Origin of the sequence: Micromonospora sp. NBC_00617 (genome assembly GCF_045161355.1) — a bacterium.
In the GTDB taxonomy this organism is placed as follows: domain Bacteria; phylum Actinomycetota; class Actinomycetes; order Mycobacteriales; family Micromonosporaceae; genus Micromonospora.
Map to the genome: position 1 here is coordinate 5501995 of NZ_CP107751.1, position 26245 is coordinate 5528239.

Genomic DNA, 26245 nt, shown 5'->3' on the forward strand with positions numbered 1-26245 from the left:
ACCCCGAACTGGCGAGTTGGCGAGGCCGAGCCGGACCGTCATCCGGCGGCGCGAAGTTGTCGTACATCTGTTCTATCGTGTCTTCATGTTGGGGGCGTTGGCACAGGCGAGCGGTGCCGTCGACGACTGCGTCGAGGCTGCGGCGTGGGCCCTCTCCGACAACGAACTGCTCGCATCGCTCGACGCAGCCCACAAGGTGGGGCAGCGATTGGCCGCCGTCCAGCTCGGCCTGGTGCGCGAGCTGGACGCCCGAGGTCTGGCCGTTGCCGAAGGCGCCTCGTCCACCTCGGTCTGGCTGCGGGATCGCCTCCGGCTCTCCAGCCGATCCGCCCGCCAGCTCGTTCAGCTCGCGGCCACCCTCGACGCCGCGCCACCAGCGGTCCGCGATGCCGTGCACACCGGCAGCATCACCGTGGAGCAGGGCCGGGTGCTGGCGGAAACCATCGCCGCCCTGCCCGTCGAGGCCGGGCCGGAGGTGGCCGACAAAGCCACCGAGCTGCTGATCACGTGGGCCGATCGGTTCGACCCGGCCACCCTGAGCCGCCTCGGGGAGCGCGTCCTCGCGCACGTCGCGCCCGACCTGGCAGACCAGGCAGAGCTGGCAGCTCTCAAGCGGGCCACCGAGCGAGCCGAGGCCCGCCGGCACGTCACCCTCTCCGGCCAGCAGGATGGTCAGGTACGCCTCAGCGGCACCCTCGACACCGAAACCGCGAGCCTGCTGCGCGAGGCGATCGATCCGCTCTGCGCCCCGGCCGGTGAACACGACGAGCGCAGTCCCGGTCAACGCCGGGCGGACGCACTCGGTGAGATCTGCCGGCTGGCACTGCGCACCGGTGACCTGCCCGACAACGGTGGAGACCGGCCGCAACTGGTGGTCACCATGTCACTGGACGCCCTGGTCAACGGCGTACGCGCAGGCACCCTGGAAACCGGGGTGCGCCTCACCCCGGGCGCGGTCCGCCGCCTGGCCTGCGACTCCGCAGTCCTCCCGGCCGTATTGGGCGGCAACAGCCAGATCCTGGACGTCGGGCGTCAGCGCCGGCTCTTCACCGGCCCACTGCGGCGCGCGTTGGTGCTGCGCGACGGTGGCTGCGCCTTCCCCGGCTGCGACCGGCCATCCCGTTGGTGCGACGGCCACCACGTCCGCCACTGGGCCGATGGCGGCACGACGACGCTGGGCAACGCGGTCCTGCTCTGCGGACACCATCACCGACTCCTTCACCAGGGCGACTGGACCGTCCGCATCGCAGCGGACGACAGGCCCGAATTCCTCCCGCCCGCCTGGATGGATCCGCTCCGCACCCCGCGGCGCAACCTCTACCACCGGCGCTGCTGAGCGCCGCGAGGCCCATTCATCGCGAACCGGCCGCGCCCAGCGACCAGCAACGGCGGCCGGGTCGGCGGGCCGATCGTCCACGCCTACCCCGGCCACCCCCGACGCACCGGCGAGCCCATCCGACTTGACCCAGGTCGGCCCGGCCGACCACCGCCCAGCTTGGCCTGCCCTGCCCTGCCCTGCCCTGCCCGCCTGCGGGCCTGCGGGCCCGCGGGCCTGCCGACCCAGGCTGGTCCCGCTCCGGCCGGGCCACCCAGCACCGGCCTCAGGCCCAACTGCGGCATACCGCGCCCGCCACTCCAGGGCAACCGCACGCGATGATCTTGCCTCGCAGTGCGCGCCCGGCGCTACGTCGTCATGCGCCACGCCAGCGCGAACGGGTGGTCCGGTCGGTAATTCGGTGGAAGGGGTCTTCGGAAGGGCGTAGGGTTGCAGCCCGCTTGACGGCCGAGGTGAGCTGCACCGGAACGGACGTCACCGCGCCGGGCGGGCGGCCATCCGCCACCGGACACGCGAGCGCGCAGCAGATGTGAACGATGGGACGTCAGCATGCCCGCACCTGACCTGGACACCCACCCCGAAACGGATCTGGTCGCCGAACGCGCCCATCTGGCCACCTCGCGCGCGGCGCTCCGCCGGATGCGGGAGCGGGCCGAAGCTCTCTTCTCGACCGGTGACCAGGTGGCCGGCGACCCGTACGCGGCGGAGATGCTCGGCCGTACGCTGGCCCGCCGCGTGGCCGAACTGGCCGACGACCCCACTACGCCGCTGTTCTTCGGCCGCCTCGACTTCGGTGAAACCCCGAGCGACGAGAGGACGGCCAGCGGACTCACGACCAGCGCCACCACGACCAACGCCGGCAGCACAAGCAGCGCCGCCACCACCAGCGCCGCCACCACCAGCGCCGGCGAAGGCGAAGGCGAAGGCGAGGGAGGCGGAGGCACCGGAGGCAGCAGCAGCGGCAGCGGCAGCGGCAGCGGCAGCGGCAGCCATCACGGTCGGCGGTATCACGTGGGGCGGCGGCATGTCACCGACGAGCACGGCGAGCCGCTGGTGCTGGACTGGCGGGCGCCGGTCTCCCGGTCGTTCTACCGAGCCAGCGCGCGCGATTCACAGGGAGTGGCGGTCCGACGGCGGTTCGGGTTCAGCAACGGGGTCTTGACCAGTTTCGAGGATGAGCGGCTGGACCGGGGCGAGGAACTGGGCACGGCCAGTCGGATTCTCACCTCCGAGATCGAACGACCGCGCGTCGGGCCGATGCGCGACATCGTCGCCACGATTCAGCCGGAGCAGGACGAGCTGGTTCGGGCCGACCTGGCCGACTCGATCTGCGTGCAGGGGGCGCCAGGCACCGGCAAGACGGCGGTCGGCCTGCATCGGGCCGCGTACCTGCTGTATCTGCACCGGGAGCGGCTGCGGCGGGCCGGAGTGCTGATCGTGGGCCCGAACAGGGCGTTCCTGTCGTACATCGCGGCGGTGCTGCCGGCGCTCGGTGAGGTCGAGGTCGAGCAGGCCACCGTGGAGGAGCTGATCTCGCGGGTGCCGGTGCGGGCGGTGGAGGCGCCGGCCGTGGCCGCGCTCAAGCACGACGCGCGGATGGCGAGCGTCCTGCGGCGCGCGGTGCAGGCACAGATCGGTACACCGACCGACTCGATCACCGTGTCGGACGGTTCGTTCCGGTGGCGGATCGGGCTGGAGCCGCTGCACCGGATCGTCGAGGAGACCCGTCGGGAGGGGCTGCCGTACGGCACCGGCCGGGAGCGGGTCCGGGCGCGCGTGGTGAGTCTCCTGCAACGGCAGGCCGAGGCACGGCGAGCGGAGTCGCCCAGCGACGCGTGGCTGCGCCGGATGAGCCGGTGCCGGCCGGTGGTGGACTTCCTGGACGCAGTCTGGCCGGCGCTCACCCCGGAAGGGCTGGTCCACGGGCTGCTCTCCGACCCGACCCGACTCGCCACCGCTGCGGACGGGTTGCTCAGCGACGCCGAGCAGGCGCTGCTGGTCTGGGCGAAGCCGGCCCGTACGCCGAAGGCCGCCCGCTGGACCGCCGCCGACGCGGTGCTGGTCGACGAGGCTGCCGGGCTGCTGGAGCGCCCCTCCGGATTCGGGCATGTGGTGGTGGACGAGGCTCAGGACCTCTCCCCCATGCAGTGTCGGGCCATCGCCCGCCGCAGTGAGCACGGCTCGGTCACCCTGCTCGGTGACCTCGCGCAGGGCACCGCGCCGTGGGCGGCGACCGACTGGCGGGAGTCCCTGACCCACCTGGGCAAGCCGGACGCCGTGGTGGTGCCGTTGACGGTGGGCTTCCGGGTGCCCGCGGCGGTGGTCGCGTTCGCCAACCTGCTGCTGCCGGCGCTGGCGGTGGACGTACCGCCGGCCGAGTCGCTGCGTCACGACGGCGGCCTGGATGTGCGTACCGTGGCCGATCTGACCGCCGCGACGGTGGCCGAGGTGCGCGCGGCGCTCGCGCACGACGGTTCGGTGGGTGTGATCGCCGCGGACGACGCGGTCGACGAGCTGCGCGCGGCGCTGGCCGCCACGGGCGTCGCCACCGCGACCGCCGACGACGTCGCCGCCGCGGAGCGGGTCACCGTGGTGCCCGCGACGCTGGTCAAGGGCCTGGAGTACGACCACGTGGTGGTGGTCGAGCCGGCCGCGATAGTCGCGGCCGAACCACGCGGGCTGCACCGGCTGTACGTGGTGCTCACCCGGGCGGTGTCCCGCCTCTCGGTGCTGCACCGCGAACCGCTGCCCGCGCCACTGCTGCCCGCGCCGCCGCAGACGCCGTCACAGGCCGCACCACTGGAGCCGGCGCCGCTGTAGACCGCGCTGTGCCCGGCGGCGTTGGCGCGGACCACGGCCAGCTCGCCGGTGCTCGGGGCGGGTCGGGCGGGTCAGCGGCCGGTGAGTGCGGCGGCGATCTCGCGCAGTGGCTTGCCGGGCTCGGCGATCGGCACCGTGAACGCCAGCCACGAGCCGTCGGTGAACTCGATCCGCAGCCGCTTCGGGTTGAGCCGATGCCAACCCACGCGAGCAGCGGCGACGGTGGTCCGTGCGGCCGACCAGACGATCCTGGTCTCGGCGGCGGCCCGCTCGTCGTCGGCGCGGCTCGACCAGAGCTTCATCGGCCCGGACACGCACACGAGCAGCCGCCCGTCGGTGACGGCGAGGATGGTGTCCCTGGTGGTGGTCGCCGGGGGCACCGGCCGCCGGGCGTGTTGCAGCGTGGAGGCGCACGAGCCGGGCGCTCCCCGACCCGCGACCCCGTAGGCCACGCGGTCGACGATCCGGTCTCCCGCCGGAAAGGAGATCAGCGGGGAGATCAGGTTCATCAGCACCCCGGCGCCGGTCACGACACCACCCGCGCAGGAGGGCGCTGTCTGCGGTGCGGCCGGCGGGTCTGGCGGCAGGACACCCTGGGCGATCTGCGCCCTGGCGACGGCGAGGACCTGTTCGCCCGGCTCGACCAGGTGAGTCAGAGCCTCCCGGTAGTTGATGTCGACCATCGGCTCAGTATCGGTCCGTGTCGCCGCCGGCACCGTCCCGTGCCGGCTGGGTCGATCACCGGTTCGCGTGGCCCGGGCGGTGCCGCCTTCTGGCGCGCGGGTCGGCTCCCCGCCGGCACGTGGCGCAGCCGTCGGCAACCCGGCAGTCGAGCGGGACACACGGGCTCGGCTTTGCGCCGTAAAGTACTTTGCATGGAGCCCGACGATGACCTCCCTCCCTCCGACGCGGCGACCGCACTCCGGCTGATCCGTGACCAGCAGGCGGCCACGGTCTCCCGACTGGAACCCGACGCCCGGCTGCTCTACTGGCCGTGGGGCGTGGCCTGGCTGGTCGGCTTCGGACTGTTCTTCCTGCGCTACTCCCCGGATGGACGGGTGCTGGTCCGGTTGCCCGACTGGCTGCCCCTGGCCACGCTCTTCACCCTGCTGGTGGCCGCCGGCGCGATCCAGGCGGTGGCCGGCGCGCGGGCGTACGGCCAGGTGACCGGGGACTCGGCCCAGCGCGGCCGCTGGTACGGGTGGACCTGGGCACTGGGCTCGGTGAGCGCGTACGCGGCGGTCGGCCGGGTCTCGGAACACCTGCCGCACGATCTGACGGCGCTGCTCTGGTCCGCTGCCGCCGTGGGGCTGACCGGGGCGTTGCACATGGCGGGCGGCGCGATCTGGCTGGACCGGGACCTCTTCCGACTGGGCGTCTGGATCAGCGTGATCAACGTGGTCGGCGTGATCGCCGGGCCGGGTTGGCACGCCCTTGTCATCTCGGTGGCCGGCGGGGCCGGGATCCTGATCGCCGGAACCATCGCCCGGCTGCGACAGCGACGCCGGTCATGACCGAGCTCGACCCGGTCATCCACGCCCAGGCGCGGCTGCGGGTCGTCGCCGCGCTCTCCGCGCTCGGCGACGGAGACCGGATCACCTTTCCACGACTCCAGGAACTGCTCGCGATGACCGCCGGCAACCTCTCCGTCCACCTGCGAAAGCTGGAGGACGCCGGGTACGTCGAGATCAGCAAGACCCATCGTGGACGTACCCCGGCCACCCTGATCCGGCTCAGCCGGCGGGGCCGGCTGGCGTTCGAGGAGTACACCGAAGCCATCCGCACCCTGCTCGATCCCTCCCAGCTCGGCCCCACCCCGTCGAAGGAGCAGTCATGACCCTCGCCCGCGCCGACCAGGCCAGCCGCCGGTACGGCGACGTCCTCGCCCTCGACCGCGTCGATTTGGAGGTCCGGGCCGGCGAGCTCGTCGGCCTGCTCGGTCCCAACGGCGCCGGCAAGAGCACCCTGATGAATCTGCTGGTCGGTCTGCGTCGACCCAGTTCGGGTCGGGTCGAGTTGTTCGGCCGCGACCCCCGCGACCCGGCGTCCCGGCGGCAGATCGGCGTCACCCCGCAGGAGACCGGCCTGCCGGGCACGCTGCGCGTCGGCGAGGTCGTCGACTTCGTCTCCGCGCACTACCCCGACCCGGTGCCCCGGGGTGAGCTGCTCGACCGCTTCGGCCTCGGCGACCTCGCCCGGCGGCAGACCGGCGGGCTCTCCGGCGGCCAGCGTCGCCGGCTGGCCGTGGCGCTGGCATTTGTCGGCCGGCCCCGGCTCGTGCTGCTCGACGAGCCGACCACCGGCCTGGACGTCGAGGCCCGACACACCCTGTGGGACGCGATCCGCGCGTTCCACGACGACGGCGGAACCGTCCTGCTGAGCAGCCACTACCTGGAGGAGGTGGAGGCGCTCGCCCACCGCGTGGTGGTGATCGGGCAGGGCCGGGTGCTCGCCGACGACACCGTCGAGGCCGTCCGCGGCATCGTCGGCGTACGCCGGGTCAGCCTGGTCGCCGACGAGCTGCCCGAACTGCCCGGCGTCGTACGCGCCGAACGGGTCGACGGACGCCTGCACCTGCTCACCACCGACGCCGACGAGCTGGTCCGGGCGCTGGTCGGCTCCCGAGCGGCGTTCACCGACCTGGAGGTGCGGCCCACCTCGCTGGAGGAGGCGTTCCTCGCCATCACCAGCGGGACGGGCAGTCAGGAGCAGGCCCACGTCGCCGCGCAGCCCACCCCCGAAGACCCCGCCCCCGCCGCTGCCGGCGGCCGACCCACCACCCGCTGAGGAGGCGCACCGTGCAACTCGCCCTGGTCCACGCCCGCTACCAACTTCTGGAGATCATCCGGATCCCGGTGGCCGTCGTCGGCAGCGCTTTCTTCCCCGCCGCCGCCATGATCTTCTTCGTGGTGCCGTTCACCGGTGACGACGCGGTCGGCGCCACCTTCGCCACCGCGTCGATGGTCACCTTCTCGGTGATGAGCGCCAACATCTTCCAGTACGGCATCGGCGTCGCCGAGGACCGCGACCAGCCGTGGAACCCGTACACGCGGACTCTGCCGACCGGACCGGGGCCCCGCTTCGCGGGCCGGGTGCTGGCCGGCCTCGTGCTGACGTACCTCTCGCTGATCCCGGTCGTGGTGATCGGCGCGACGCTGACCCCGGCCCGGGTCACCCCGCTGGCGTTCCTGCTGACCGCCGTCACGGTGGCCGTCATCTCGGTGCCGTTCACGCTGATGGGGCTCGCCATCGGCTACTCGCTGCCCAGCAAGGCGGCGATCGTGGTGGCACAGGTCGTCTTCCTGCCGCTCGCGTTCGGCGGCGGGCTGCTCTCCGCCCCGGGAGACGCGCCCGGGTTCATCGAGACGATCGCACCGTTCCTGCCCACCCGGGGCGCGGCCGAACTCATGTGGTCGGCGGTCGGCGACTACCCGGTCGAGCCGCTGGCGCTGATCATGTTCGGCGTCTGGGTCGTGCTGCTCGCCTCCCTCGCTGCCTGGGCGTACCGACGGGACGAGGGTCGCCGGTTCAGCTGACGATTCGTTCGTTTCCGCCCCCTGCCACGGCGGGACGGTGCCAGGATTCCGGCAGGGGGGCCGCCCGTGGCCGCCGGCCGAGAGGGGTCTTGACGTGAGCACCGTCCCGCCGGGTACGCCGTGCTGGGCCGACCTGGCCACCCCGGACCTGACCGACGCGCGGCGCTTCTACCCCGAACTGTTCGGCTGGACCGGACGGGTGACACCGGAGCCCGAGGCCGGCGGCTACACCGTCTTCCTGCTCGACGGCCAGCCGGTGGCCGGTGTCGGCCCGCCGGCCATCCCCGACCAGGTGCCGATCTGGTCGACGTACGTCGCCACCGACGACGCGGAACTGGCCGCCGGCCGGGTCGAACGCGCCGGTGGGCAGGTCGTGGTGCCGCCGTTCGAGGTCTTCGACCGGGGCCGGATGGCGGTGTTCGCCGACCCGGCGGGCGCCACGTTCAGCGTCTGGCAGCCATTGGCGATGCCCGGCGCTGAGGCGTTCAACGTGCCCGGCGCGATGAGCTGGAACGAACTGGTCACCCCCGACCCGGACGGGGCGAAGGTCTTCTACGAGCTGGTGTTCGGGTGGCAGCCGGACGAGCAGCCGGTCGGCGGCATGACGTACACCGGGTGGCGGCTCGGCGCGCGGATCGTCGCCGGAATGATGCCGCCGCTCGCCGACGACTTCCCGGCCGACCTCCCGGCGTACTGGACGGTGTACTTCGCGGTGACCGACGCGGACGCTGCCGCCGCCCGCGCCGCCGAACTCGGCGGAACCATCCTCGTGCCACCCCGCGACATCCCGACCGGCCGGTTCGCCGCCCTCCGCGATCCCCAGGGAGCACTCTTCTCGGTCATCGACCTGGGCGACGCCGGGAGTTAGGCCGGGCGGGGACGGATGGGGACCACCAGAGGGCCGTTGGTGCCGGGGACCACCCGGACACTGGCCCGGTAGTGGGTGGCGAGAAGGTGCTCGGTCAGCACCTCGTGCGGCGTCCCGGTCGCCACCACCTGACCGTCGGCCAACATCACCATCCGGTCCGCGTACTCCCCGGCCAGGGAGAGATCGTGCATGGTGGCGAGCACCGTCAGACCGTGCGCGCGACGCAGCTGGTCGACCAGCTCCAGAACCTCCTGCTGGTGACCGATGTCCAGCGCGCTGGTCGGCTCGTCGAGCAGCAGCAGCGTCGCGCCCTGGGCGAGCGCGCGGGCGAGGAAGACCCGCTGTCGTTCTCCCCCGGAGAGGGTCGCCAGCTCGCGGCGGTGAAAGCCGGTGAGGTCCAGGCGGTCCAGCACCTCGTGCACGGCGGCGACGTCCGCGGTCGACTCCCGACCCAGCGGCGGGATGTAGGGGGTGCGGCCGAGCAGCACGTAGTCCAGCACCGACATGCCGGGCGGCACCACCGGGGACTGCGTCACCGTCGCCACCACCCGGGCGCGGTCGCGACGGCGCAGCGCGGTGCTCGGCGTACCGAACAGGGTGATGGCCTCCGGCGCGGGCAGCAGGCCGCCGACGGCGCGCAGCAGGGTGGATTTGCCGGCGCCGTTCGGACCGATCACGGTGACCCACTCGCCGGCCGCGACGGTGAGGTCGACGCCGGTGAGGATCGGCGTGCCGTCCAGACTGACGTGCAACCCCCGCACCTCGACGGCCGGCACGCCGGCCTGCGCGGGAGCGGACACGCCCGCCGGTCCGGGCTCGGTGCTCACGTGAGCACCCGTCGGGCGGTGCGCAGCACGAGGACGAAGAACGGGCCGCCGAGCAGTGCGGTGACCACGCCGATGGGCACCTCGGCCGGGGCGGCGGCGGTACGGGCCACCACGTCGGTCAGGGCCAGGAAAGCGGCCCCGAACAGCAGTGACAGCGGCAGGATCACCCGGTAGCTCGACCCGGCGAGCAGCCGCACGGTGTGCGGCACGATGATGCCGACGAAGCCGATGAGCCCCGTCGCGGAGACCGCCGCGGCGGTGCCCAGCGACGCGGCGGCGATCAGCAGGTAGCGGGAGCGCTGCGGGTGCAGGCCGAGGCTCCTCGCCTCGTCGTCGCCGACCGCGAGGACGTCCAGCTCGCGGCGGTGCAGCAGCACCACCACGGTGGTCAGGGCGGCGTACGGCAGCACCAGCAGCACGTCGTGCCAGCCGGCGGTGGCCAGCCGGCCGAGCAGCCAGGAGTAGACCGGCTGGATGCTGTCGGAGTGCCGCTGGAGCAGGTACGTCTGCCCGGCGGAGAGGAACGCGGAGACCGCGACGCCGGCCAGGATCAGCATCGCCGGGGACCTGCTCCGCCCGCCGGCCGCGCCGAGCAGGTAGGTCATCGTCACGGCGAGCAGCGAGCCGACGAACGCGGCCAGCGGAATGGTCAACGGCAGCCCGGAGATCGCGCCCTGCCGGCCGGCGCCGCCGAGGGCGATCACCGCGGTGACCGCGAGGCCCGCGCCGGCGGCGACGCCGAGCAGGTACGGGTCGGCCAGTGGATTGCGGAACACACCCTGGTAGCAGCCGCCGGCCAGAGCGAGCAGACCGCCGACGAGGAGGCCCAGCACGACCCGGGGCAGCCGCAGTTCGGTGACAATGGCGATCTCCCGCTCGGTCAGCCCACTGTCGAGGTGCACCCCGGGGATCAGGTTGAGCAACTCGGCGGCGACGCTGCCCGGCGGCAGGCTGACCGGCCCGAGCGACACCCCGGCGAGGAGCGCGACGAGCACCGCGAGGACGCCGGCGACCACCCAGCGTTTACGCACCCCGGCGGGCCGTGTCCCGGCCGAGGGCAGCGCCACGGCCGAGGGCAGCGCCGGGCGCCGGGCGCCGGTCGGCAGCCCGCCGGCAGACGGCAGCCCAGCGGGCTGGCCGGCAGACGGCGGTCCGCCGGGCTGGCCGGCAGACGGTAGCCCAGCGACGGGCGGCAGCCCGCCGGGCCGGGACGAGGAGGGCGTCCCGGCCGGCGGGGTGGTGGGTGGCGGGGCGGCCATCGGCGTCCCGGTCACCGACGGGTCGTCATCACGCGGGCACCTTGGCGACCGCGTCGATGATCACCCGGAGCAGGTCCACGACCCGCGGGCCCCACCGGGAGGCGACGTCGTCGTCCAGCGTGATCACCTGGTTGTTCTTCACGGCGGTGAGGCCGCCCCAGCCGCTGCGGGCCTTGACCGAATCGCTGTTCTGCTGGCAGCACTTGGAGTCGGCCAGGAAGACGAAGTCCGGGTCGGCCTTGACGATGAACTCCTGGGAGAGCTGCGGGTAGCCGCCGTTCTTGCCGTCCGCGTCGGCCGGGTCGGCGATGTTGGCGAGGCCGACCTGGCTGTAGAGCGAGCCGATGAAGGTCTTGCTGGTCGCGGTGTACAGCTCCGGGCCCAGCTCGTGGTAGTAGGTGAGCTTCTCGGCGCGCTGCGGCAGGTCCTTGACCAGCTTGGCGATGTCGTCCTTCATCCGGCCGGCGACGTCGGCGGCCTGGTCGGCGTGCCCGGTCAGGGTGCCCAGCTCGGTGATCTGCCGGTACGAGTCGTCCAGCGTGGTGGCGGCGGGGGTCAGGTACACCGGGATCTTCAGCTTGCCGAGCTGGTCGACGATCTTGTTGATGTCGTTGGAGAGCACCACCAGGTCGGGGTTCTTGCCGGCGATCGCCTCGGCGTTGGGCTGGAAGCCGGACAGGTCGGTCTTGGGCGCGTCGGCCGGGTAGTTGGACTGGTCGTCGACCGCGCTCACCTGCGGGCCGGCACCGATCGCGAAGAGCATCTCGGTGGCGCTGGGCGAGAGCGAAATGATCTTCTCGGGACGCTTGTCGAGGGTGAGCGCGCCGACCGTCACCGGGTAGCTGGCGGCGGCGGTGCCCGCGCTCGGCTTGTCGTCGGTCTTCTCGGCGCAGGCGCCGAGGGCGAGCGCGGCGACCGCGAGGGTCGCGGCGAGGAGCCGAGGGGTACGTCTGAACATGGGGGCCTCCTGTCGGTCGAGGAGTGTGGTGCTTCGCCGACAGGACTTAGTACGCCCGCCCACGAGGCGCCCTTCCTCGAGAGCGCGTGTCGCGACCCCTCCGCAGGCGACCTGGCTCGTCCCCGCCGTCGGGCGGGGCATCACAGTTGCGGGACAGCGCCGGTTTCGCACCGGCTTCGCTGCGGAGTGGTCGATAAGACCGTAGCGCACCGCCGGGGCGTGCCGAATCGATCAAGTGTTGATCAGCACTCGTCGATCGACTCGCGGTCGCAGGGGCGGCATATGTCCCGAATCTGGAGTCTCGGAGCGGGTGGTGGGGCCCCGCCGGGGGCGGAGCGGGGCCCCACCCGATCAGGAGGCCGTGATGGTGACGTTGTCCACAGCCGCCTCCACCAGGCTGGCGTCGGAGGCGTCCGCAGCCTCGACGAGGATCCGGACGGACTGGCCGGCGTACGGGGTGAGGTTGAGGTTCGCCACCGCCCAGGTCCCGTTGCGGTTGGCGGCCGCGCCGGCCTGGGTGAGCAGGGCCGTGGTGCCGCCGCTGTGCACCACGCTCACCCGCAGGTAGTCGGCCGACGAGGCGTTCGAGCCGTGTGCCAGGTACCAGGCCAGCGAGAGGGTCAGCGTGCCGGCGGACGGCAGGGTCACCGCCGGGGACCGGGCGCTGGTCACCCCACCGTCGAGGTCGTAGTCACCCGCCGCCGAGCCGGCGAGCCGCCCGGTGACCAGGTCGTTGGATCCGGCGTACGGGGTGAGCTGCTTGGCGCCGGAGGACGTGGTGGCCTGGGCGGCACCCCGTTCCCAGGCTCCGAGGGTGGCGGTGTCGGTGCCGGCCGGGTTGGTGGTCCAGCCGGTGGCGGTCTCGAAGGTGTCCGACCAGACCGTGGTGCCGCCGCCACCGCCGCAGTACTGCGACTGCTTGCCGATGGCCCGGTACGGGCAGTCGGCGTACTCGCTGAGCAGCAGCACCGCCTCCCGGTTGCGCGTGGTCTGCGCGGTGATCACCTCGTCGGGCGGGTAGAAGCCGCCGCCGCCGGACGAGCCGGGGTACATCTCGAAGGTGTACGCCCAGATGTTGTGGGTGGCCCACATCCAGTCGAGGCTGTCCCCGTCGGTGATGTACAGGTCGCTGGACTGTTCCGGGGTGTAGTTGTTGGTGGCCGCCATCTGCTGGCCGATGGTGGCGAAGGTGTTGTACTGGTCGGCGCTCATCCCGGTGGCGGTGTTCGCGGTCGTGTAGCCGTACGGCCAGAGCACCAGCTCCGAGTAGGTGTGAAAGTCGATGTTGGCCTTGATCTGCTGGGCGCCGCCGACGACGCGGCTGTTGACGAAGTTGCGCAGCGCCTGCGTCTCGGGCGCGGAGAACGCCGACGGGCCGCGGTAGGTCTCCGACGACGTCGACCCGGAGGAGCCGCCGCAGCAGCCCCAGTTGTAGCCCCAGTTGCGGTTGAGGTCGGTGCCGACGTTGGACGAGCCGCTGTTGGGCTGGCGGTTCTTGCGCCAGGACCGGTAGGAGCCGGTGGCGATGTCGTACTCGCTGCCGTCCGGGTTGACCGTCGGCACGATCCAGATCTCCCGGCTGTTGACGATGTTGGTGATCCGGGAGTCGCTGCCGTAGCTGTCGGTGAAGAGGTTGAGCAGGTAGATCGCCATCTCGACGGTCAGGTGCTCACGGGCGTGCTGTTGGGCGTTGAACAGGATCTCCGGTTCGTTCTCGTCGGTGCCGACGTTGTCGGAGATCTTCACGGCCATCAGGTCGCGGCCCTCGTACGACGTACCAATGCTGATCTTGCGGGCGATGGCCGGGTGGTCGGCGACGACCTGGTTCACGACGGCGGTCAGTTCCGCGTAGTCGTGGTAGTTGGAGTCGGCGGGCGGGAACGTCAGCGTGCCCATCTCACCGGCGCCGCGTTCGGCGTTCGGTGGCGGGCGAGCGGTTCCAGCCGGAAGCCGAGCTTGCCGATGGCGGCGGCCTCGCCGGCGGTGGCCGAGACGTACAGGACGCCGTGTTCGGAGTAGTCGATGGCGGCCCCGGTGCGGGCCACCGCGTTGCGGTCGGCGAGGGTCCGGGGCCCGAGCACCCGGTAGCCGGCGGCGGCCGGCTCGGCAGTGCGATCCGGTGCCGGTTGGGCGGCGACCGGTCCGGCGGCGACGGTGACGATTCCCAGCCCGGTGACGACGGCGAGCACCAGGAGGCGACGGAGAGGGTGGGGTCTGCCCGGGGTCATGGACTACCTCCTCGGAGGGCGGGATGTCCCGCTCGGTGAAGCACACTTCACCATCAGTCACATGGTCATATCAATATTGATCGCTACCTTCTCCATCCCAGGTTGACCATCGCTGCGGCAAAGATTTTCCGTCGCTGAACATCTGGCGAAACTTCCCTCCAAGCGGAAAACTGACCAGCGACGATGCCCCCACTCGACACCGCGGAGCACCCATGGCCTCCTCCCGCCTGCACGCGGCCGCCCTCGCCGGCGTCAGCGCGCTCACCCTGCTCGCCACCGCGACCCCCGCGACGGCGGCCCGGCCGCCTGCCCCCACCCACGACGAGCAGATCACCTTCCAGGACTGGTCCGGCCCCGCCGACTGGCACCGGGGCAGCCGGGACGGCACTCGCGTCGTGCCCGGTGCGCGGGCGGGCGTCACCCTGGCCCGCCCGGCCGGCACCATCGAATACGCCGACCCGCACACCGGCATCACCCGCGCCTGGGAGTACGGCACCTGGACCTCGCCGGTGACCCGGATCGGCTTCGACGCGACCGAGCTGATCACCTCCTGGAACGCGGAGACCCCCGCCGGCACCTGGATCCAGGTGGAGATGCAGGGCAGCTACACCAGCGGCGGCCAGACCCCGTGGTACGTCATGGGCCGCTGGGCCTCCGGCGACACCGACATCAAGCGGACCAGCGTCAACAAGCAGGGTGACCCCTGGTCGACGATCTGGACCGACACCTTCAGCATCGACGACGCCGACGCCGGAGTGCTGCTGCGGTCGTACCAGCTGCGGCTGACCCTCTACCGGGCACCCGGGCAGACCGCCGCGCCGGTGGTGCGGATGCTCGGCGCGATGAGCTCCACCGTGCCGGACCGGTTCACCGTGCCGCCGAGCGCCGGGCACATCGCCTGGGGTGTCGAGCTGCCGGTGCCGCGCTACTCGCAGAACGTGCACTCCGGGCACTACCCGGAGTACGACGGCGGCGGCGAGGCGTGGTGCTCACCCACCTCCACCGAGATGGTCGTCGAGTTCTGGGGGCGCAAGCCGTCGGAGGCCGACACCTCCTGGGTGGACCCGACCTATCCCGACCCGACCGTCAACCACGCCGCCCGGATGACCTTCGACTACGCGTACGACGGTGCCGGCAACTGGCCGTTCAACACCGCGTACGCGGCCAGCTACCCCGGACTGGAGGGGCGGGTGACCCGGCTGCACTCGCTGGACGAGCTGGAGCGCTTCATCGCCGCCGGCATCCCCGTCGTGACCAGCCAGTCCTTCCTCGCCAGCGAGCTGGACGGGGCGAACTACGGCACCTCCGGGCACCTGTTCGTGGTGGTCGGCTTCACGGCCGACGGCGACGTGATCGTGAACGACCCCGCCTCGTCCAGCAACGACGTCGTGCGCAACGTCTACAAGCGGGCGCAGTTCGAGCAGATCTGGCTGCGAACCAAGCGCACCAACGCCAGCGGCGGAGTCTCCGGCGGCTCGGGCGGCATCGCGTACCTCATCAAGCCCACCTCGAAGCCCTGGCCCAAGGTCCCCGGCTCCACCAACTGGTAGGCCCAGACGCCGGTTGCGCTGAACGCGGTTGATCAAGAGGTTTGCGTCACCGGAAGCCGTCCTGGTGACGCAAACCTCTTGATCACGGCGGTGGGGCGGCGTTCCGGCCCTACGGCTGCCGGCGCTCAGCCTCGTCGGGCCGGTCGTCATCGCCGGCCAGGGCCGCGCGGAGGCGTTCCTTCTCGGTGCGGCGGTGTTCGGCGGCACTGGCCATCTCCTCGGCCATCTCGTCGCGCCAGCCGCGCAACAGGAAGAAGGAGAGCGCGGCGGAGAAGACCAGCGCCAGCATCAGCTTCAGGAAGACGTTCATGTCGACCAGCCAGAGACCCGCCAGCACGGCGACGAACAGCCCGATCCGGCCCAGCGTGTACTTGACCGCCGCGCTCACCTGCACCACTTCCGTTCTCTCCGTCAGCCGCCGGTGCCGGCGGAAGAGTCAACCTGGTCGGGTCAGCCGGTCCGGCGGGCCAGCCAACGGACGCCGGGGAACCAGACCAGCGCGTACGCCACGGTGAACGCCACCGCCCCCAACGCGCCGGACAGCAACGGCGGGAACCCGGCGGCCAGCCCGGCGACCAGCAGCCCCACGAGCAGCGCGACCGCCGCCGCGACGAAAGCCGCCACCACCCGGGCCGCGCCGAAACTCCAGGCCCGGAAGTCGTCCCAGAACAGCCAGGCCGGCAGGATCACCGCCAGCCAACCGTTGGTGTGGCCAAAGTCGCCAGCGCCGAACGAGGCGAACGCCCACTCGAACAGCACGAGCGCCAACACGCCGATGACCAGGCCGGCCAGGCACACCCCGAGCAGGTCGCCCAGGGTACGCACACGTCCCTCGGCGTCCCGCCGGGGAAACCCACTCTGCTGCTCGGATCCGCGCTGCTCGGTCATCGACTGCGAGGGTACGTGGTGCCTCAGGCCCAGACCTGCTGCGGCTCGGCGCGGCGCTCGGCCAGCGACGGCGCCTTGTCGTACTCCCGGACCACGTTGTAGCGGGTGTCCCGCTCGACCGGCTGGAACCCGGCATCCCAGATCAGGTGCAGCAGGTCGTCGCGGTGCATGGTGTTCGGGGTGCCGTACGAGTCGGCATCGTGCGTGATCTTGTATTCGACCACCGAGCCGTCCAGGTCGTCCACACCGAAGTTCAGCGAGAGCTGGGCCACCGAGAGACCGTGCATCACCCAGAAGTTCTTCAGGTGCGGCACGTTGTCGAAGAGCAGCCGGGACACGGCGAACGTCTTCAGCGACTCGGCCGGCGAGGCCATCGTGGTGCGCGCCTGGATCCGGTTACGGATCTTGCCGTCCGCCGAGTCCACGAAGTCGTGCTGGTAGCGCAGCGGGATGAAGACCGCGAAGCCGCCGGTCTCGTCCTGCAGCTCGCGCAGCCGCAGTACGTGGTCGACGCGGTGCCGGGGCTCCTCGATGTGGCCGTACAGCATGGTCGCCGGGGTCTTCATGCCCTTGCGGTGTGCCAGGGCGTGAATACGCGACCAGTCCTCCCAGTGGCAGGCGTGGTCGACGATGTGCTGCCGGACCTCCCAGTCGAAGATCTCCGCGCCACCGCCGGTCAGCGACTCCAGGCCGGCGTCCATCAGCTCGTCGAGGATCTCGTCGGCGCTCAGGCCGCTGATCTTCTCGAACCACTGGACCTCGGTCGCCGTGAAGCACTTGAGCTTGACGTTCGGCAGCGCCGCCTTCAGCTCGCGCAGCACCTTCGGGTAGTAGCGCCACGGCAGCGTCGGGTGCAGACCGTTGACGATGTGCAGCTCGGTGAGCTGCTCGTCCTCCATCTCCTTGGCCTTGCGGACAGCCTCGTCGATGCGCATCGTGTACGCGTCCTTCTCGCCCGGCTTGCGCTGGAACGAGCAGTACGCACAGGACGCCGAGCAGACGTTGGTCAGGTTGAGGTGCCGGTTGACGTTGAACATCACCCGTTCGCCGTTGAGCTCGGTGCGCTTGTGGTGCGCCAGCCGCCCCAACCAGGTCAGGTCGTCGCTGTCGTAGAGGGCGATGCCGTCCTCGCGGCTCAGCCGCTCACCGGCGTACACCTTCGCTTCGAGCTCACGCTTGAGTCCGGCGTCCATGGCATGCCCCTTCCACCTGCGGTCCCTCCCGAGGGTACGTCGGCGTTCCGGTGGCCCCGGCGGCACGGTCGGCGGCAGCGACCCACTTCACCGGACTCTCAGCCTCCCGTAACCCACCGATGCATCGACATCACTGCCGGCGTGCGGTAAGACAAGGTGGGGCGGAACTCACACACTGGTACCGTCCCGACGGCCGCGCCCACCGAGCGCGGCGCCGAGCACCGGACGGGGAGTGGAATGGTCGACAGCGGGCGCGGGCGACGGCAGCGACGACGGAGCCCGCTGATCTCGCCGGTGCTGCGACCGAAGCTCTGGGCAGCCCTGCTCGGCGCGATCGCCGCCGCTGTGCTGGCCACTCCCGCGTACGCCGAGCCCGCCGTGCCCCCGACGGTGCCGGACACCGGCGCCCGCCCGCCGTCGATCGGGGCGCCGCAGTTGCCTGGCAGCCCGCCCGTCGCCGGCATCCCCGCCCCGCCGGTGGTCAACATCGGCGCCGGCCCGCTGGCCGCCCAGATCGCCGCCGCCGAGAGCCAGGTCGGCCTGCTCGGCGACCAACTCCTGCTGACCCGGCAGAAACGCACCGACGCGCAGGCCCAGCTCGCCGCCGCCGGCAAGGTGCTGGCGACCACGCAGGACGCCCTCCTCCGCGCCCAGCAGGCAGCCGACGCGGCCGCCTCGGACGCGGTCAAGGCAGCCGCCGCCCTGCCGCCCGTTGACTTCGCCGACGACATCCAGGGGTTGAGCCGGCTCCAGCGGATCAACCGGGGCGAGAAGGTCGAGGGCGCCACCACCGCCGTGGCCGGCGAGCTGTCCCGGGCCCGCGCCAACGAGCAGGCCGCCTACCAGGCGCACACCACGGCCAAGGCCGCCGTCGACGCCGCCGAGGCCGAGTTCGCCACCGGCGAGAAGACGCTGCGCACCGCCGAGGCCAGCCTGCTCAATCTGCGCAGGGACAACGCCGCGCAGCTGATCGAGATCGAGCGTCAGCAGGAGGCCACCGAGCAGCAACTGGGCGCGGGCTACGTCGTCGGCCAGAGCAGCAGCGGGATGTCCGCGCACCCGCGGGCGCTGGCCGCCGTCCGGTACGCGCTCGCCCAGCTCGGCGACCCGTACAAGTGGTCGGAGGAGGGGCCGGACGAGTTCGACTGCTCGGGTCTGATGTGGGCGGCGTACCGGTCCCCGGGCGCCGACTACTTCGACCTGCCCCGGGTCTCCCGCGACCAGTACGCCGCCACCCGTTCCCGCACCGTGCCGCAGAGCGCACTGCTCCCCGGCGACCTGCTCTTCTTCGCCTCCGGCAGCAGCTGGACCACGATCCACCACGTCGGCATGTACATCGGCAACGGCAAGATGGTGCAGGCGCCTACGACCGGCGACGTGGTCAAGATCTCGGTGGTCGGCTGGTCCCGGCTCTACGCCGCGACCCGGGTGATCGGCGCGGTGCCGACTCCGAACGTGCCCCTTCCGCCGCCCGCCACCACCAAGCCGACCCCGCCCACCAAGCCCACCCCGCCCACCACGAAGCCGACGCCGACGCCGACCACCAAGCCGACCACCAAGCCGACCGGATCGGCCACCCCGACGCCCACCGGCACCCCGACCCCGAAGCCGACCGGCGGCAACACGCCGACGCCGACGGGCAGCCCGACCAACACGCCGACGACCCTGCCGCCGCCACCCACCACGACGCCGGCCAGCGCGTCGGCCTCCGCGGCCGCCACACCGTCCATCAGCCGGAGCGGGACGTCCAGCGACGGCCCGACGAACAGCCCGAGCACCGCCGGCTGAGTCGCCACACGGGCTCCGGCTGTCCGCCCGGGGCGATCTGTGGCACGGTGACAAGCAGGCACATCCGGTCCGATGTCACGGGCCGGGTGCGAGCGTGGCGCGGAGGGCGGAGATGGCCGAGCAGAGAGATCCGGCGGAGAGTGTCGAATCCGCGCTGACGGAGGCCGGCCCGCTCGACGGAAAGGTCCCCGCGCCCGACGCAAAGGCTGCCGCCGACGACGCGAAGGCCCCCGCGCCCCACGCGAAGGCCGCCCCCGACGACGCGAAGGCCGCGGACGACGCGGAGGCCGCGGACGACGACGCAAGGGCCGCGGACGACGCGAAGGCCGCCGCGCCAGAGGACGACGCCGCGAACGACGCTGGTACTGACGACGCTCCCGCCGACCACGCTGCCACCGCTCAGCCCCGCGAGGCGGGCGCTGAACAGCCGGCGCCGAATGACGCTGCCCCTGGCTCGACCGTCGCGGCCCCGGTGCGGGCGCGCGCGAGCGTCGCGACCGTCGGAGCGCTGCCCGGTGATCTCCCGGCGAACGCTCCGGCCAGCGCGACCACCTACCGGGCGACCGGCTCGGCCAGCCCGGTAGGTGTCCCGCTGCCCGGCCAGCGGGCCGCCTCGACCGCTCCGGCGCGGGCCAGCGCCACGGTGCCGGGCAGCAGCCGGGTCGTGGCCGGCAGCGAGGGCACGCCGGACTCCCGGGCCAGCACGTCCGCCGTCTACCGGTCCGGGCCGGTCAATCCCGAACCACCGGAGCCGGCACAGCCTCCGGAGCCGGTGCAGCCTCCCGAGCCGTCGACCCCGGAACCGACGCCACCCGGCCCGGGTGACCCGGAGCCCGCGCCGAGTCCGGGTCCGTACCCGCCCGGTCCGTCGCCGACGCCGGGCCCCTTCCCCACGCCGCCACCGTCCCCGGTGCCGCCCGTGCCAGGACCACCGGTGCCGCCGCCCTCGCCGCTGCCGCCCATGCCGGGCCCGCCGACACCACCCGTCCCTGGGCCTCCGACGCCGCCGCCCGGCCCGCCGGTGCCCGCGCCACCGCCGCCGCCCGGTCCGATGCCGGCACCACCGTTCCCGCCGCCCCCGGCGACGATCGGCACGCCGGGCGTACGGGCCACCGCCTCGGTCTCCGCGCCGCCGGCCGCCTGGCCGTCCGTGACCGACGCCGCACCGCGAACCGTCAGCGCCTCGCACCCTGCCCCGACCGGGGCACAGCCGTCGCCGGATGCCGCACCGTCGGCCCCGAGCAGCGCACAGACGTCGGATGCCGCCTGGCCGGTCCCGAGCAACGCATGGACGTCCGAGGCCACGTCGTCGGCCCCGAGCAACGCATGGACGTCCGAGGCCACGTCGTCGGCCCCGAGCAATGCATGGACGTCGGGTGCCGTGTCGTCGGCGGCACCAACGTCGGAGGCCGTGTCGTCGGCCCCGGGCGGCGTCCGGGCCGAGGCTCCGGTCTCGGCCCCACCGGCGGTGCCCGCGCCCGCGCTGCCGAGTTGGCCACCGTCCACCGCCGGCACGCCGGCGACCGGTGGTACGGGCTACCGGACGACCACGCCGCCGGGAGGCCCCGCCCGACGGGACGCGCCGGTCGGCCCACACGCCGGAAGGCGCGACGGCGGCACCGACCTGGCGGGCACCGTCTACGGCGGCGGTGAGGGGCCGGGGTTCGCCACGGTCGCCCTGCCGGCCAACGCGGCGGTGGAGAATTCCGGCTCGCTGACCGGGCACATCCTCGCTCAGGGTTGGTCGGACACGCCGACCGAGCGATCGCGAAACACCCGGGTGGTGATCGTTCTGATCGCCGCGTTGGGGCTGCTGGTGGGGATCAGCGTGCTGGTCGTCCTGCTCGCGAACGATGCTCTGGACGGCCTGGTGGGCGGCGTGCTCAACGGCTGATCCGGCGACCGGGCGGGTTCGCGGGTTCGTGAGTCCGCCCACTACCGTCGGTCAACCGGCTGGCGACTTCGCCGAACCGCCGTACACTGGTCGAGATCACTGACCCGGCGCGCGTGGTGCGCGCCCTTGGGCGATCTTGCGGGCGATCCGGCGGCACAGCCGCGGCAGGCCATCGCGAAGATGCGCCCCGCTCGAAAGGCATTTGTTGACCACCTCTGCTGACTCCAGCACCGTTTCGTCCGTTTTCGATTCCGCCCCGGTGGCGATCGACGCTGCCCCGGAGGCGCCCAGCGTCCTCGCGGCCGAGCCGGTCTCGACCGAGCACAATCCGTCCGAGACCGTCGAGCCGATCGACTTCGCCGGCCTGGGCCTGCCCGAGCCGCTGGTTCGTGCCCTGGCCCGCCAGGGCATCACCGCCCCGTTCGAGATTCAGCGGGCCACCGTTCCGGACGCCCTCGCCGGCCGGGATGTGCTGGGCCGTGGGCAGACCGGGTCGGGCAAGACGCTCGCCTTCGGCCTGCCGCTGCTGGCCCGGGTCGCCGCCGGTCGCCCGGCCCGGCCGATGCGTCCGCGCGCCCTGGTCCTGGTTCCGACTCGTGAGTTGGCCATGCAGGTCAACGACGCGCTCCTGCCGCTGGGCAAGGCGCTCAACGTGTTCCTGAAGACCGCCGTCGGCGGCGTTCCGTACGACCGCCAGATCGACGCGCTCCGGCGCGGCGTGGAGATCATCGTGGCGACCCCGGGTCGACTCGGCGACCTGATCGAGCGGGGCATCTGCCAGCTCGACGACGTCGAGGTGACGGTGCTCGACGAGGCCGACCAGATGGCCGACATGGGCTTCCTGCCCGAGGTGACCGAACTGCTGGCGAAGACGCCGGCCAATGGTCAGCGGCTACTCTTCTCGGCCACCCTCGACGGTGACGTCGACGCGCTGGTCAAGCGGTTCATGAACGACCCGGTGACCCACTCCACCGCGCCGTCCACCGCGTCGGTGTCCACCATGGATCACCACATGCTCCTGATCCCGCCGCACGAGAAGTTCCCGGTGGCCGCGTCGATCGCCGCTCGGGACGGGCGGACCATGGTCTTCGCCCGCACCCAGCTGGGTGTGGACCGGCTCGTCGAGCAGCTCGCGGCGGTCGGCGTACGGGCCGGTGGGCTGCACGGGGGCAAGACCCAGCGAATGCGGACCAAGACCCTGGCCGAGTTCCGTGAGGGCCGGATGAACGTCCTGGTCGCCACGGATGTGGCGGCCCGGGGCATCCACGTCGACGGGGTCACCCTGGTGCTGCACGTCGACCCTCCGAAGGACCCGAAGGACTACCTGCACCGCGCTGGCCGCACCGCCCGGGCCGGCGAGTCCGGTGCGGTCGCCACGCTGGTGCTGCCCAAGCAGCGTCGCACCACCCTCGCCATGCTGGAGAAGGCCGGCGTGGCGCCGGCCGAGACCCGCGTCCGGGTCGGCGACCCGGTGCTGGCCGAGCTGATCGGTGCCCGCGAGCCCAGCGGCGTCCCGGTTCGCGTGGAGGCGGAGCCTCGCGGCTTCGGTGACCGCTCCGGCGGCGCACGCCGCTTCGACGACCGTTCCGGGGGCCCGCGGCGCTTCGGCGACCGGCCGACCGGCGAGCGGCGCTACGGCGACCGTCCGCAGGGCGAGCGCCGCTACGGCGACCGGCCCACCGGCGACCGGCAGTACGGCGACCGGCCCACCGGCGAACGCCGCTACGCCGATCGGGACAGCCGCGGTTACGGCGACCGGCCCACCGGCGAGCGGCGCTTCGGCGACCGGCCGCAGTTCGGCGACCGGGACGGCCGAGGCGACCGGCCCACCGGCGAGCGGCGCTTCGGCGACCGGCCGCAGGCTGACCGGGGTGACCGGCAGTACGGCGACCGGCCCACCGGCGAGCGCCGCTACGGCGACCGACCCACCGGCGACCGGCAGTACGGGGACCGTCCGCAGGGCGAGCGCCGCTACGGCGACCGACCGACCGGCGACCGGCAGTACGGCGACCGGCCCACCGGCGAGCGGCGCTACGGCGACCGGCCGCAGTTCGGCGACCGGGACGGCCGAGGCGACCGGCCCACCGGCGAGCGGCGCTTCGGCGACCGGCCGCAGGCTGACCGGGGTGACCGGGGTGACCGGGGTGACCGGCCGACCGGTGAGCGGCGTTTCGCCGACCGGGACAGCCGGGGTGGTTACCGCTCCGAGGGCCGCGGTCGGGACGACCGGCCGCGCGACGACCGTCGCGGTTTCGGCGGCCGGCCGCCGGCGCGTACCCACTGATCCCACTGATCCACCGGAACGCCGTCGCGGAGCGCACGCTTCGCGGCGGCGTTCTCGCATGCCGTGGCCGATGTCGGTCCGGTCGCGTAACGTCCGGCTCATGGCGACCATGGCGAAGTCGATCTTCTGGTCCCGGACGGACACCGCCGGCAGTGAGCAGGCTCTGTTCACCGACGGCGACGGGTTGGCGGCGCGGGGCACGCTGCTCGCCGTGGACCCGATTCCGTTCACCGCCCGCTACCGGCTGAGCACGGCGCCCGACTGGAGCACCGCCCGCGTCGAGGTCGAGGCCGAGGGGTCGGGCTGGCTGCGCCGGGTGACGTTGGAGCGGGCCGCGTCCCGGTGGCGGGTGACCACGGCCGAGCAGGGCGACCTGGACGCGGCGCTGACCAGGGCCGGGCATCCCCGGTCCGGCCTGCCGGGCACCGACGACCCGGATCGTCTGGCCGAGGCGCTCGACGTCGACCTGAGCGGCTCGCCGCTGTTCAACGCCGTCCCGGTGCGCCGGCTCGGGCTGACCAGCGGGCCGGCCGACATGCCGCGCCGGATCACCGTCGCGTGGGTGCTGCTGCCCGGCCTGGAGGTGGTGCCGGCCGAGCAGATCTACACCGGGCTCGGGCCGGGGCGGGTCCGGTTCGCCAGCGGCACCTTCACGGCGGACATCGACCTGGACGCCGACGGCTACGTGGTGCGCTACCCCGGCCTGGCGGAGCGCATCGACCCACGGTGACCGAGCCGATCTGACGGGCCGCCGCCGAAGCCGGGCCCGCGCGCAGGCCGGAGCCCGCGCGACCTGCGGGCAGGGAAGCGCTGCTCAGGCGGGCCAGGCGCCGCTTGTCAGGAAGCGCTCGATGGTGGCGGCATGGGGTGCCAGATCGAGGCCCTGGGCGGCCAGCCAGTCGTCGGAGTAGTACGTGTCGGCGTAGCGGTCACCGGCGTCGCAGATCAGGCTGACCACCGAGCCGGTCCGGCCCTCGGCGAGCATCTCGGCGATCAGGCCGAACGCACCCCACAGGTTGGTGCCGGTGGAGCCGCCCACCCGGCGGCCGAGCACCGCCGAGCCGGCGCGCATCGCGGCCAGCGAGGCGGCGTCCGGCACCTGGACCATCCGGTCCACGACCGACGGCAGGAAGGACGCCTCGACGGTGGGCCGACCGATCCCCTCGATGCGGGAGCCCCGGCCGGTGCGTACCGACCAGTCGGCGGCCAGCCAGGCCGGATAGAAGGCGGAGTTCTCCGGGTCGACGACACAGAGCTTGGTGGCCAGGCGGCGGTAGCGGGCGTACCGGCCGATGGTCGCGCTGGTGCCACCGGTGCCGGCGCCCACGACGACCCACGCCGGAATCGGGTGGCGTTCCAGCCCCAGCTGCGCGTAGATCGACTCGGCGATGTTGTTGTTACCCCGCCAGTCGGTGGCCCGCTCGGCGTACGTGAACTGGTCCATGAAGTGGCCGCCGGAGTCCTCGGCCAGCCAGCGGGCCTCGACCACGACGCCCGCCGGGTCGTCCACCAGATGGCAGCGGCCGCCCTGGAACTCGATCTGCGTGATCTTCTCGGGCGAGGTGGAGGCGGGCATCACGGCGATGAACGGCAGCCCGAGCATCCGGGCGAAGTACGCCTCGGAGACCGCCGTGGAGCCCGAGGACGCCTCGACGATCGTGGTGCGCGGCCCGATCCAGCCGTTGCAGAGGCCGTAGAGGAACAGCGAACGGGCCAGCCGGTGCTTCAGCGAGCCGGTCGGGTGGGACGACTCGTCCTTGAGGTAGAGGTCGATTCCCCAGGCCCGGGGCAGCGGGAACGGCAGCAGGTGGGTGTCGGCCGAGCGGTTGGCGTCCGCCTCGACGGCGGCGATCGCCTCGGTCACCCAGCTGCGGCTGGCCTCGTCGCACCGGTCGAGATGAGTCACGCGGGAAACCTAGCAAGCAGGCCGGCAGCGTTCAGCCGCGGTCCGGAGGCGTCGACCGGCGTGACTGTCGGCGTTGCCCGGCCCGGCCGACGGCCTGGACGAGAGGACTCAGTGCGACGGCGAGTCGGGGCAGGGCGTCCAGCAGCCGGACCTGGGCGCCTCGCCAGCGGGGCAGGCTGACCACCGGGCGGGGCCGGCGGGCCAGCCGGGCGGCCCGGGCGGCCACCCGCTGCGAGGTCAACATCGACCCGGTGAACGAGGCCAGCGCGCCCGGGTCGTCCAGCCGGTCGTGCAGCATCGGGGTCCAGATGCCGTCCGGGCAGAGGCAGGAGACGTGCACTCGCCGGTACCCGGCCGTCCGCAGGTCGGACAGGGTACCGAGGCTGAACGCCAGCAGTGCGTGCTTGCTGGCGGCGTACACCGTCTCGCCGGGTGCGGCGATGAGCCCGGCCAGCGAGACGATGTTCAGGACGTGGCCGTGGCCCTGGTCGCGCATGACCGCCAGCGCGGCGAGTGTGCCGTTCATGGCGCCGAGCGCGTTGACGTCGAGCACCCGGCGGCGGGTCGGCCCGTCGTGCTGCCAGGAGGGGCCGGTGACCAGGATGCCGGCGTTGTTGACCCAGAGGCCGAGGCCGTCTCGACTCGCGGCGGTCGCCGCGATCTCGGCGCACGCGGCCTCGTCGCGGACGTCCAGTGCGGCCGACCAGCCACCGAACGGCACGGCGGCGGCCGCTGCCGCGGCCGGGTCGAGGTCGGTGAGCAGCACCGACCAGCCGTCGGCGTGCAGCGCGGCGGCGACGGCGCGGCCCAGGCCGCCGGCGGCCCCGGTCACCACGGCCGCGCCGCGTCCCGGCGAGGTCATCGGCGCACGCTACCGCCGTGCGCCGGACGACTCCAGGGGTACGCGGCG

At 72.9% G+C, this 26245-nt stretch carries 23 protein-coding genes, 1 pseudogene and 1 riboswitch; of the genes and pseudogenes, 12 read left to right on the top strand and 12 right to left on the bottom strand.

Going from position 1 to position 26245, the window contains the following annotated elements; translation table 11 throughout:
• Positions 1 to 85: 85 nt before the first annotated feature.
• Positions 86 to 1336 carry a DUF222 domain-containing protein gene (locus OG505_RS25290; protein ID WP_405428200.1) on the top strand — a complete coding sequence of 417 codons (1251 nt, stop codon included), beginning with the start codon at positions 86 to 88 and terminating at the stop codon, positions 1334 to 1336.
• A gap of 549 nt (positions 1337 to 1885) precedes the next feature.
• The gene (locus tag OG505_RS25295; RefSeq protein ID WP_405428202.1) at positions 1886 to 4156 is read left to right on the top strand and encodes a HelD family protein; all 2271 of its coding nucleotides are present in this window, start codon (positions 1886 to 1888) and stop codon (positions 4154 to 4156) included.
• 71 nt (positions 4157 to 4227) lie between these two features.
• Here the strand turns inward: OG505_RS25295 and OG505_RS25300 are convergent, their stop codons facing one another.
• Complete coding sequence (locus OG505_RS25300; RefSeq protein ID WP_405428204.1) at positions 4228 to 4839, bottom strand: hypothetical protein; 612 nt, start codon at positions 4837 to 4839, stop codon at positions 4228 to 4230.
• Between the two features lie 192 nt (positions 4840 to 5031).
• On the opposite strand from OG505_RS25300, the gene OG505_RS25305 reads away from it, so the two are divergent.
• From OG505_RS25305 to OG505_RS25325, 5 genes are all read left to right on the top strand, one after another.
• Positions 5032 to 5670 (top strand): transporter, encoded by a 639-nt coding sequence (locus OG505_RS25305; protein ID WP_405428206.1) that lies wholly within the window; start codon positions 5032 to 5034, stop codon positions 5668 to 5670.
• The gene (locus OG505_RS25310) at positions 5667 to 5993 is read left to right on the top strand and encodes a transcriptional regulator (RefSeq protein ID WP_405428208.1); all 327 of its coding nucleotides are present in this window, start codon (positions 5667 to 5669) and stop codon (positions 5991 to 5993) included. The genes OG505_RS25305 and OG505_RS25310 overlap by 4 nt, the downstream gene beginning before the upstream one ends.
• Positions 5990 to 6943 (top strand): ABC transporter ATP-binding protein, encoded by a 954-nt coding sequence (locus OG505_RS25315; RefSeq protein ID WP_405428210.1) that lies wholly within the window; start codon positions 5990 to 5992, stop codon positions 6941 to 6943. The genes OG505_RS25310 and OG505_RS25315 overlap by 4 nt, the downstream gene beginning before the upstream one ends.
• Before the next feature lie 11 nt (positions 6944 to 6954).
• A complete protein-coding gene (locus tag OG505_RS25320) occupies positions 6955 to 7692 on the top strand; it encodes an ABC transporter permease (RefSeq protein WP_405428212.1) in 738 nt (245 codons plus the stop codon).
• Between the two features lie 94 nt (positions 7693 to 7786).
• On the top strand, positions 7787 to 8560 hold the full coding sequence (locus OG505_RS25325) for a VOC family protein (RefSeq protein ID WP_405428214.1): 774 nt from the start codon (positions 7787 to 7789) through the stop codon (positions 8558 to 8560).
• Here OG505_RS25325 and OG505_RS25330 read toward each other — a convergent pair.
• The 4 genes and pseudogenes from OG505_RS25330 to OG505_RS25345 form a co-directional block, all read right to left on the bottom strand.
• Entirely contained in the window at positions 8557 to 9336 is a 780-nt protein-coding gene (locus OG505_RS25330) for an ABC transporter ATP-binding protein (RefSeq protein ID WP_405434697.1), read from the bottom strand. The genes OG505_RS25325 and OG505_RS25330 overlap by 4 nt on opposite strands.
• Before the next feature lie 47 nt (positions 9337 to 9383).
• Positions 9384 to 10418: a FecCD family ABC transporter permease gene (locus OG505_RS25335; RefSeq protein ID WP_405434699.1), complete on the bottom strand. Its 1035-nt coding sequence runs from the start codon at positions 10416 to 10418 to the stop codon at positions 9384 to 9386.
• A gap of 256 nt (positions 10419 to 10674) precedes the next feature.
• Positions 10675 to 11604 (bottom strand): ABC transporter substrate-binding protein, encoded by a 930-nt coding sequence (locus tag OG505_RS25340; RefSeq protein ID WP_405428216.1) that lies wholly within the window; start codon positions 11602 to 11604, stop codon positions 10675 to 10677.
• 110 nt (positions 11605 to 11714) lie between these two features.
• Positions 11715 to 11779: riboswitch (cobalamin riboswitch) on the bottom strand.
• 176 nt (positions 11780 to 11955) lie between these two features.
• Positions 11956 to 13832 (bottom strand): annotated as a pseudogene (locus tag OG505_RS25345) (M14 family zinc carboxypeptidase).
• Positions 13833 to 14044: 212 nt separating this feature from the next.
• Between OG505_RS25345 and OG505_RS25350 the strand changes: the two are divergent.
• Positions 14045 to 15382, top strand: coding sequence for a C39 family peptidase (locus OG505_RS25350; RefSeq protein WP_405428218.1), 1338 nt, complete (start codon positions 14045 to 14047; stop codon positions 15380 to 15382).
• A gap of 109 nt (positions 15383 to 15491) precedes the next feature.
• Here OG505_RS25350 and OG505_RS25355 read toward each other — a convergent pair whose 3' ends face one another.
• The 3 genes from OG505_RS25355 to mqnE form a co-directional block, all read right to left on the bottom strand.
• A complete protein-coding gene (locus OG505_RS25355; RefSeq protein ID WP_405428220.1) occupies positions 15492 to 15770 on the bottom strand; it encodes a DUF4229 domain-containing protein in 279 nt (92 codons plus the stop codon).
• A 62-nt stretch (positions 15771 to 15832) separates the two neighbouring features.
• Positions 15833 to 16270: a hypothetical protein gene (locus OG505_RS25360; RefSeq protein ID WP_405428222.1), complete on the bottom strand. Its 438-nt coding sequence runs from the start codon at positions 16268 to 16270 to the stop codon at positions 15833 to 15835.
• Positions 16271 to 16293: 23 nt separating this feature from the next.
• On the bottom strand, positions 16294 to 17463 hold the full coding sequence (gene mqnE, locus OG505_RS25365) for an aminofutalosine synthase MqnE (RefSeq protein WP_354853815.1): 1170 nt from the start codon (positions 17461 to 17463) through the stop codon (positions 16294 to 16296).
• Positions 17464 to 17700: 237 nt separating this feature from the next.
• Here mqnE and OG505_RS25370 point away from each other — a divergent pair, with 237 nt between their 5' ends.
• Positions 17701 to 19251, top strand: coding sequence for a C40 family peptidase (locus OG505_RS25370; protein ID WP_405428224.1), 1551 nt, complete (start codon positions 17701 to 17703; stop codon positions 19249 to 19251).
• A gap of 552 nt (positions 19252 to 19803) precedes the next feature.
• Here OG505_RS25370 and OG505_RS25375 read toward each other — a convergent pair.
• Both OG505_RS25375 and OG505_RS25380 read right to left on the bottom strand, forming a co-directional pair.
• A complete protein-coding gene (locus tag OG505_RS25375) occupies positions 19804 to 19956 on the bottom strand; it encodes a hypothetical protein (protein ID WP_405428226.1) in 153 nt (50 codons plus the stop codon).
• 9 nt (positions 19957 to 19965) lie between these two features.
• Positions 19966 to 20613 carry a hypothetical protein gene (locus tag OG505_RS25380; RefSeq protein WP_405428228.1) on the bottom strand — a complete coding sequence of 216 codons (648 nt, stop codon included), beginning with the start codon at positions 20611 to 20613 and terminating at the stop codon, positions 19966 to 19968.
• A gap of 49 nt (positions 20614 to 20662) precedes the next feature.
• Here OG505_RS25380 and OG505_RS25385 point away from each other — a divergent pair, with 49 nt between their 5' ends.
• The 3 genes from OG505_RS25385 to OG505_RS25395 all read left to right on the top strand — a co-directional run bounded on the left by OG505_RS25385 (position 20663) and on the right by OG505_RS25395 (position 24159).
• Entirely contained in the window at positions 20663 to 21145 is a 483-nt protein-coding gene (locus tag OG505_RS25385; protein WP_405428230.1) for a hypothetical protein, read from the top strand.
• Between the two features lie 259 nt (positions 21146 to 21404).
• Positions 21405 to 23429 carry a DEAD/DEAH box helicase gene (locus OG505_RS25390; protein ID WP_405428231.1) on the top strand — a complete coding sequence of 675 codons (2025 nt, stop codon included), beginning with the start codon at positions 21405 to 21407 and terminating at the stop codon, positions 23427 to 23429.
• A gap of 109 nt (positions 23430 to 23538) precedes the next feature.
• On the top strand, positions 23539 to 24159 hold the full coding sequence (locus OG505_RS25395) for a putative glycolipid-binding domain-containing protein (RefSeq protein WP_405434700.1): 621 nt from the start codon (positions 23539 to 23541) through the stop codon (positions 24157 to 24159).
• Between the two features lie 84 nt (positions 24160 to 24243).
• On the opposite strand, the gene OG505_RS25400 is transcribed toward OG505_RS25395, so the two are convergent.
• Both OG505_RS25400 and OG505_RS25405 read right to left on the bottom strand, forming a co-directional pair.
• Positions 24244 to 25335, bottom strand: a complete 1092-nt coding sequence (locus OG505_RS25400; RefSeq protein ID WP_405428233.1) for a PLP-dependent cysteine synthase family protein — start codon at positions 25333 to 25335, stop codon at positions 24244 to 24246.
• A gap of 31 nt (positions 25336 to 25366) precedes the next feature.
• Positions 25367 to 26197, bottom strand: a complete 831-nt coding sequence (locus OG505_RS25405) for an SDR family NAD(P)-dependent oxidoreductase (RefSeq protein WP_405428235.1) — start codon at positions 26195 to 26197, stop codon at positions 25367 to 25369.
• Positions 26198 to 26245: the final 48 nt, after the last annotated feature.

Excerpts from the sequence above, each read along its gene's own strand:
- OG505_RS25290 (WP_405428200.1), top strand. The coding sequence starts at position 86 with ATGTTGGGGGCGTTGGCACAGGCGAGCGGTGCCGTCGACGACTGCGTC.
- OG505_RS25295 (WP_405428202.1), top strand. The coding sequence starts at position 1,886 with ATGCCCGCACCTGACCTGGACACCCACCCCGAAACGGATCTGGTCGCC.
- OG505_RS25300 (WP_405428204.1), bottom strand. The coding sequence starts at position 4,839 with ATGGTCGACATCAACTACCGGGAGGCTCTGACTCACCTGGTCGAGCCG.
- OG505_RS25305 (WP_405428206.1), top strand. The coding sequence starts at position 5,032 with ATGGAGCCCGACGATGACCTCCCTCCCTCCGACGCGGCGACCGCACTC.
- OG505_RS25310 (WP_405428208.1), top strand. The coding sequence starts at position 5,667 with ATGACCGAGCTCGACCCGGTCATCCACGCCCAGGCGCGGCTGCGGGTC.
- OG505_RS25315 (WP_405428210.1), top strand. The coding sequence starts at position 5,990 with ATGACCCTCGCCCGCGCCGACCAGGCCAGCCGCCGGTACGGCGACGTC.
- OG505_RS25340 (WP_405428216.1), bottom strand. The coding sequence starts at position 11,604 with ATGTTCAGACGTACCCCTCGGCTCCTCGCCGCGACCCTCGCGGTCGCC.
- OG505_RS25350 (WP_405428218.1), top strand. The coding sequence starts at position 14,045 with ATGGCCTCCTCCCGCCTGCACGCGGCCGCCCTCGCCGGCGTCAGCGCG.
- OG505_RS25360 (WP_405428222.1), bottom strand. The coding sequence starts at position 16,270 with ATGACCGAGCAGCGCGGATCCGAGCAGCAGAGTGGGTTTCCCCGGCGG.
- mqnE (WP_354853815.1), bottom strand. The coding sequence starts at position 17,463 with ATGGACGCCGGACTCAAGCGTGAGCTCGAAGCGAAGGTGTACGCCGGT.
- OG505_RS25370 (WP_405428224.1), top strand. The coding sequence starts at position 17,701 with ATGGTCGACAGCGGGCGCGGGCGACGGCAGCGACGACGGAGCCCGCTG.
- OG505_RS25395 (WP_405434700.1), top strand. The coding sequence starts at position 23,539 with ATGGCGAAGTCGATCTTCTGGTCCCGGACGGACACCGCCGGCAGTGAG.
- OG505_RS25405 (WP_405428235.1), bottom strand. The coding sequence starts at position 26,197 with ATGACCTCGCCGGGACGCGGCGCGGCCGTGGTGACCGGGGCCGCCGGC.